Below are 676 nucleotides of genomic sequence, written 5' to 3'. Positions count from 1 at the left end.
CAACAGTTTTGGGATATAACTGATGCCGCGGTCAAGCACTGTGGAGCTTTTGATAAAGCCGATGTTGTTGGAAATGAGTTTCGGTTTGAGCGCTACGTTTTGTTCCTGAAAATGCCAAAGGTTGTCGACATTGCCATTTGGCCAACGAAAACAAATGCACTGATGATCGCTCAACTCTTCTAATGTGGCGGGTGTGCCGTGAGTTTGAAGATAGTTCGGTGAGGCAACGACACATCGGTCTAGCGTTAAGATCTTTCTCGCGACAATGTCTGAATCAAACAGCATGCCGCCGTGCAGCGCGATGTCCAACCCCTGCTGAAACATATCAATAAAGCCATTGTTGATATTGCGAATGTCGAGTTCGACCTGCGGGTATTGATCCTGAAATTCAAACAAAATGGGTTGAAGATGTTCATAGGTTTCTGGCAGAAGGCCAAGTTTGATTTTGCCTCTGACCTCGATGCTTTCGTTACTGGCTTGCTGGTTTGCCGAATCAAGCAAGGTGAGTACTTTTTGTAGATCTTGGTAGTAGGCATCGCCTTTGTTTGTCAACGAAAGGCTGCGAGTGGTGCGGTGAAAAAGTTGCGTTCCGAGGTAACGTTCCAGTTCTCCAATGCGTCGACTAACATTTGCTCGTGGCAAGTCCAAAGCATTGGCTGCCGCTGTAAAGCTGCCA

Annotated in this window: 1 protein-coding gene; it reads right to left on the bottom strand. The window is 47.0% G+C overall.

The features are described 5' to 3' along the window. Positions 1-676 (bottom strand): LysR substrate-binding domain-containing protein (locus R7Z77_RS25880; protein ID WP_318137115.1); only part of this gene is annotated, 676 nt, incomplete at both ends.

The organism is Vibrio sp. 1401, from assembly GCF_033340295.1.
Note: the sequence above shows the minus strand (reverse complement) of the source record. Positions and strands in the feature narration are given on the sequence as shown.